Raw genomic sequence first — 6048 nt, 5'->3', positions numbered from 1 at the left:
GGCGTGTAGCTCAGTTGGGAGAGCGTCGCCCTTACAAGGCGAATGTCGGGAGTTCGAGCCTCTCCACGCCCACCACTTCAGTTCTTATCTTTCCATAGCATCAATAAACCCCTTTGAATTTGCATTTATAACGTTGTATCTTCTTGCTTTCAGAATGATAAATCCGACTAAAATCATATGGTTTTGAGTTGGATTACCTTTTTATTTCACCATTTCCTCATTGATAAAAAAAAGAGCAAGGAATACATGTGAAAAATGTTGATGAAACCGTATTAGTCTCACTGTGCCCAGATCCGGTGATCGGTGTTGATGGGGCAGGTGTTGTGCAGTTATTTAATGCTGCAGCGGAAAAGTTGCTGGGCTATTCGTCAGATGAAGTTGTTGGGGTTTTGAATATCTCTAAAATCTATCCAGGCTTGGATGAGGCGCGCTCAATTAAGAAGCTCCTGTTTTCTGATCTCTATGGTGAAAGCGGTAGCATTGAGGGATATGAAACCAAACTGTTGAGAAAGGACGGTAGGCAGGTGCCTATTCGTTTATCTGCAGCAATTATTGAGCATTCGGAAGGGAGCAGCATCGGCTTTTTTCATGACCTGACTGAGCGTCAGGATCTTGAACGTCAGTTACATCGTTTATCTGTAACCGATGAGCTGACCGGTTTATATAATCAGCGCCATTTTTATAAGATGATGGCGAAAGAGTTGGATCGTGCTAAGCGGTATAAGCACCCTTTGAGCCTCATCTGCTTTGATCTTGATAACTTTAAAAAGGTAAACGATTCGTTAGGTCACCTTGAGGGAGACCGTGTGTTGCGGGCCATCGGTGATATTTTGCGCGATACTCTGCGAATCTGTGATGTTGCTGTTAGATACGGTGGTGATGAATTTATGGTGTTATTGCCTGAGACTGAGATCCAGGCGGCTTCGAAGACGGCTGAACGTATCAGAACAACATTCAATGCGAATTGCCCTCACTACTCTGATCAGGTAACGGATTCACTGGTTCATGTGTCGATGAGTTTAGGGGTGACTGAAACTAATGGTGCAGAAAACCCTGACCAGATAGTGCAACGTGCAGATCTGGCTATGTATGAATCCAAAAGCTCAGGCGGGAATAGTACTGTTTTGATTAAGCAGCATATTGGGAATGTGGTACAGGCTGAAAGTGCCTGACTCTGTAACTTTCTGATACCAGATGATGCAGTTATTGTTCTTCTGCATCATCTGAATATTCATCATCGTCATATTCATCATCGTCATATTCATCGTTATTCAGGTGAATTAGCTCTTCTATATAATCTTCCATATCTACCTCCTAAAATCATTCTCTAAATCTTAGGCTCAGGTTGTTAACGTTATATGACAAAAAGTACCCGTTGGGTCAGTTCTTTTGGTAAAGCCCCTTTTCAACTTAACCAGCACCTGCCTGTCATTCGGTTGGTAACGCCCCTCACTGAGGAGAGGGGAATAGAGTTGTGGGTTTTGAGGTTGGATCAGACTGATTCAGTTGTGAGTGGTAATAAGTGGTTTAAACTCAAATATAACCTTCTACAGGCGAGAGAGTCCGGTAGGTCAGCTGTTTTGAGTTTTGGGGGGGCATACTCGAATCACATCCATGCGTTGGCTAGAGCAGGTTTTTTGATGGGGATACAGACGATCGGAGTGATACGAGGGGAGCCTGAATATGCCAATAACCCAACGTTACAAGATGCCATTGAATGGGGGATGAAGTTACAGTTTGTTGACCGGAAAACTTATCGTAGGCGTCATGACACTGATTACCAGGAGTTATTAAGTAAAACATTTGATGATCCAGTTATTATACCTGAGGGTGGGAGTAACTCCTTAGCGATCAAAGGTTGTGCTGAGATTCTATCGGATGAGCTGTTAAGTCGTATCCAGCCTGATCAGATAGTCCTTCCTTGTGGTACAGGAGGGACGCTTGCCGGTCTGTGTGTAGCAAATCCTGAACTGAATATTTTAGGTATACCTGTATTAAAGGGAGCTGATTTTCTTTATCAGGATATTCGCAATTTGATTCAAGATGCGGGTATGGAGGATAGTGATAATTGGCAACTTGATCTTGAAGGTCATTACGGTGGCTATGCGAAAGCTGATAGTAGCTTGATAGCCTTTATCCAGCAGATGAACTCGCTTCATCATCTGCCCCTGGAACAGGTTTACACCGGTAAGATGCTGATGCGGTTAATGGAGCGTATTGATGCTGGTCTGTATCCTGAGGGGAGCAGTATTCTGGCGCTACACACGGGTGGGTTGCAGGGTACACGTAGTCTGGAGTATTAGTTGAAGGTGTTTTTTTGCTTATAAATAAGCATTGATAATTGTCAAAAAAATCAGTTAGATAGCTATTAGAATCGATCTCACCCTCACGCAACTGGAGACACAATGGATTATTTTCGAAATATCGGGTTGATTGGGCGCTTGGGCAGTAAGTCTGTCATTGACACGTTAAAGCACCTTATTCGCTTTTTAGGTGACCGTGGACTGAATACGATTCTGGATGAGCGAATTGCCCAAGTGATGCCGGGCCATGAGCAGCAAACCAGTACACAGAAGATGATGGGTGAGATTTGCGATCTGGTTATTGTTGTCGGAGGCGATGGTAGTTTATTGGGGGCTGCGCGTTCTCTTGCACAATACCATGTGCCGATATTAGGGGTTAACCGGGGCAACTTGGGGTTCCTGACAGATATCTCTCCAAATGAAATTGAAGAAAAAGTTGGTGAGGTGCTGGCAGGGCAATATACCGTTGATAGCCGGTTCCTGCTCGATGTGGTTGTAAAGCGAGATGGTGTACCAATCGGAGAGTCAACTGCACTCAATGACTGTGTTTTGCATCCGGGTAAGGCTGCCAGGATGATCGAGTTTGAACTCTATATTGAAGGGCAGTTTGTCTACACTCAGAAGTCAGATGGCTTGATTATTTCAACCCCTACCGGTTCTACAGCCTATTCACTATCAGGAGGTGGGCCGATCATGCATCCAAAACTGGATGCGTTGGTATTGGTGCCAATGTTCCCACATACCCTGTCAAGCCGACCGATTGTTGTGAACGGAAATAGTGAGCTTAAGCTAGTGATCAGTCCAAATAATGGGGCTTATCCTACAGTATCCTGCGACGGTCAGACCGATATCAGCTGTGCGCCTGGTGATACCATCACCGTTCATAAAAAGCCGCACAAGCTGAAACTGTTACACCCCCTCAATTATGATTTCTACAGTACCTGCCGGGAGAAACTTGGTTGGGGTACTAAGCTCGGTGACTAACGTGGCCTGCGATGTTAAAGGGTACGACCTGATCGGTGATGTTCATGGCTGTGGGTTAAGTCTTGAGTTGCTGCTGGAAAAGCTGGGTTACAGCAAGAGCAGCGGTGTTTACTCTCACCCAGGTCGTCAGGTGATTTTTGTGGGCGATATTGTTGACCGCGGCCCGAGGATTCGTGAGTCATTACACCTGGTATACGATATGGTTCAGAGCGGTAATGCTCAGATTGTTATGGGTAACCATGAGTTTAATTTCCTGAGCTATTGTACCCGGGGTAAGCAGGGAAGCGGAATGAGTTATCTTCGCGAGCATAACCCCCGTCATTACAGAATTCTGGCAGAAACTCTGGAGCAGTTTGCAAACTATCCTGATGAACAGGAGATGTTTTTGCAATGGATCAGAGAGATGCCGGTTTACCTTGAGTTTGAAAACTTCAGGGTCGTCCACGCCTGCTGGCACCAGCGATTGATTGATCGATTTGAAGCGGAGTATCCGAATCATGTGATCGATGATCGCTTTCTTCACCGCTCTTCTCAGCGCGGAACGTTCGAATGGGCATTGATGGACCGGCTCTTGCGTGGGACCCATCTTCGCTTACCGGATGGTGAGGTAATGGTGAGCAAGGATGGATATGAGAGACGCTTTTTCCGGACTAAATTTTGGGCAGAGGAGCCTGAATACTATGGTGATGTGGTCTTCCAGCCTGACCCTCTGCCTGAGCATATAGCTCGTATGCCTTTGGCTGAACAAGATTTTAATGACCTGCTTTACTATGGCCCTGAACAGAAAATGTTGTTTATTGGGCACTATTGGCGGGAGGGAGAGCCTGAAACGATAACCCCTAATATTGCTTGCCTCGATTACAGTGCGGTGAAGTATGGAAAGCTGGTTGCTTATCGCCTTGATGATGAGACCACGATTCAACCGGATAAATTTGTCTGGGTTGATGTTCGTACAGAAATTGCTGATGAGCTGGGTCTCTAGGTGATTAAGGTATTTACGGTTCCCTTATCTGAGGACCTATCAGAGTTTGCCGACTTCCTCTGGCAATATGAGGTACCACATCGCGTTGTTGAAACCGAGAATGCGCAGGAGTTGTGGGTTTCACGGACTGTCAGCGCCGAACAGATCCAGCATCTTTATGAACTTTGGCGTCAGGGTGAAAGCCTTGATCATATTCAACTTGTCCGAAATAGATCTTCAAACCCGTCATCAGGATTTGTCTCTGTCGCTAAGCGCTCCTGGTTCAGTTCGGCTTTAATCCTATTGAGTGTCATGGTGAGTTTCCTGGTTGGATTTGGTGATAACTTTGCCATGCTGCGATATTTCACAATTGCTGACATTATGATTAGCAATGATGCGCTCTATAGCTCAGGAATTGAAGGCACAGTCGATAGGTGGGAACTCTGGCGATTTCTGACGCCCATGCTGCTACATTTCAGTGCACCGCACCTGATGTTTAATCTGCTCTGGGTGTGGGTGGTGGGGACCCGTATCGAGTTGATTCATGGGCGCTTGTCCCTGGTTTTGTTGGTCACTTTTGCAGCGGTTGTGTCTAACCTGTCTCAATACTGGGAAACCGGACCAATGTTTGGTGGACTCTCCGGCGTTGTATTTGCTTTGCTTGGTTACGCTTGGGCCTGGGATAAATTCGGTTCGGATGAACGCATTGGATTGCCACCCGCTTTAATGGGGCTGATGCTCTTCTGGTTGGCACTCGGATATACAGGGGTTCTTCAGTCCCTGGGATTTGGGGCGATCGCCAATACTGCCCATCTGATGGGGTTGGTATCAGGTATTGCAGTGGTACCTATGAGAATATTTCTACTTAAACAACGGTCATAATCCATGGATGCAACACAGCTCTCTGCCGACTTGAATGCTCGTTATAACAAACAACTTAACTGCTTGCAGGTGTTATCGAGTGGAAGTGTCGAGGGGCGATATGTTACGACTGCGCTTGGGCCGGTTTGGGTGCTTGAGGCTGGACCGAAAGATGGGCCACCGCTAATCGCACTACATGGATTACATACGCCAGGGCCGTTCAATCTGGAATTTTTCTGGTCACTGGCCCAAAATTTCCGGGTAATCTCTCCTGACATTCCTGGGCAAGCGGGTAAAACGCCTGGTATAGCGCCCTTGCCAGCAGGTCAGGCATATGCGATGTGGCTTGATCAGTTAATGGATGAATTAGCAATCGATGCTTGCCCAATGGTCGGTTTGTCATTTGGCGCGGCTATTTTGTTGGATATGGCGGCTTATAAACCAGAGAGGATTAATCGGGCTTCTCTGGTTGTGCCTGCGGGTTTCTTCCGCCCATTATGGAGACCTCTGAAGCAGTTGGTCATGCCGTTTCTAGGATTTAAACTGCATACGGATCAGTTGCACTTTGATCAGTTGATGAAACCGTTGATGGGTGAAAACTGGCCTGAATTGGAGCGCTATTATTACTCCGTTTTTGAAGCCGGGATTCCGATGACTCTAATCCCCCCCGGGCCTTTCGGTGCGTCAGATCTGAGTAGATTTTCAGCGCCTGTGCAGCTTATTTATGCTCAAGATGATCTTTATTTTGATCCTGATAAGTTGCTAAAAAAAGCGATGCAGGCCCTGCCTTCAATTCAAGAACATCGTTTGATCAATGATCTGCATGTTCCCAGCGAGCAAAATAGGCTCCTTATTCAGGACGATGTTCTGGGGTTTATGCGGAATAAAACCGGGATATGATAAACTGGCACTTGTGCCGATTTGGGACCTGACAGTCCG

Annotated in this window: 6 protein-coding genes; all 6 read left to right on the top strand. The window is 46.3% G+C overall.

The window, feature by feature from the left end:
- The first annotated feature begins 248 nt into the window (after positions 1–248).
- The 6 genes from Q0882_RS11845 (at position 249) to Q0882_RS11820 (ending at position 6009) form a co-directional block, all read left to right on the top strand.
- A complete protein-coding gene (locus Q0882_RS11845; RefSeq protein ID WP_299181877.1) occupies positions 249–1172 on the top strand; it encodes a sensor domain-containing diguanylate cyclase in 924 nt (307 codons plus the stop codon).
- Between the two features lie 186 nt (positions 1173–1358).
- Entirely contained in the window at positions 1359–2303 is a 945-nt protein-coding gene (locus Q0882_RS11840; RefSeq protein ID WP_299181875.1) for a 1-aminocyclopropane-1-carboxylate deaminase/D-cysteine desulfhydrase, read from the top strand.
- Positions 2304–2405: 102 nt separating this feature from the next.
- Positions 2406–3287 (top strand): NAD(+) kinase, encoded by an 882-nt coding sequence (locus Q0882_RS11835; protein WP_299181873.1) that lies wholly within the window; start codon positions 2406–2408, stop codon positions 3285–3287.
- Complete coding sequence (locus Q0882_RS11830) at positions 3280–4269, top strand: metallophosphoesterase (RefSeq protein ID WP_299181871.1); 990 nt, start codon at positions 3280–3282, stop codon at positions 4267–4269. Before Q0882_RS11835 ends, Q0882_RS11830 begins: the two co-directional genes overlap by 8 nt.
- On the top strand, positions 4270–5130 hold the full coding sequence (locus tag Q0882_RS11825; RefSeq protein ID WP_299181869.1) for a rhomboid family intramembrane serine protease: 861 nt from the start codon (positions 4270–4272) through the stop codon (positions 5128–5130).
- Positions 5131–5133: 3 nt separating this feature from the next.
- Positions 5134–6009: an alpha/beta fold hydrolase gene (locus tag Q0882_RS11820; RefSeq protein ID WP_299181867.1), complete on the top strand. Its 876-nt coding sequence runs from the start codon at positions 5134–5136 to the stop codon at positions 6007–6009.
- Positions 6010–6048 lie beyond the last annotated feature (39 nt).

The sequence above is a fragment of the uncultured Neptuniibacter sp. genome (assembly GCF_947498015.1).
GTDB lineage: Bacteria > Pseudomonadota > Gammaproteobacteria > Pseudomonadales > Balneatricaceae > Neptuniibacter.
The sequence above is the reverse complement of the archived record's forward strand: the minus strand, read 5'-3'. Positions and strand labels throughout refer to the sequence as shown.

Bases quoted from the DNA above. Each gene is read 5' to 3' on its own strand.
- Q0882_RS11820 (WP_299181867.1), top strand. From the start codon at position 5,134: ATGGATGCAACACAGCTCTCTGCCGACTTGAATGCTCGTTATAACAAA.
- Q0882_RS11835 (WP_299181873.1), top strand. From the start codon at position 2,406: ATGGATTATTTTCGAAATATCGGGTTGATTGGGCGCTTGGGCAGTAAG.
- Q0882_RS11840 (WP_299181875.1), top strand. From the start codon at position 1,359: ATGACAAAAAGTACCCGTTGGGTCAGTTCTTTTGGTAAAGCCCCTTTT.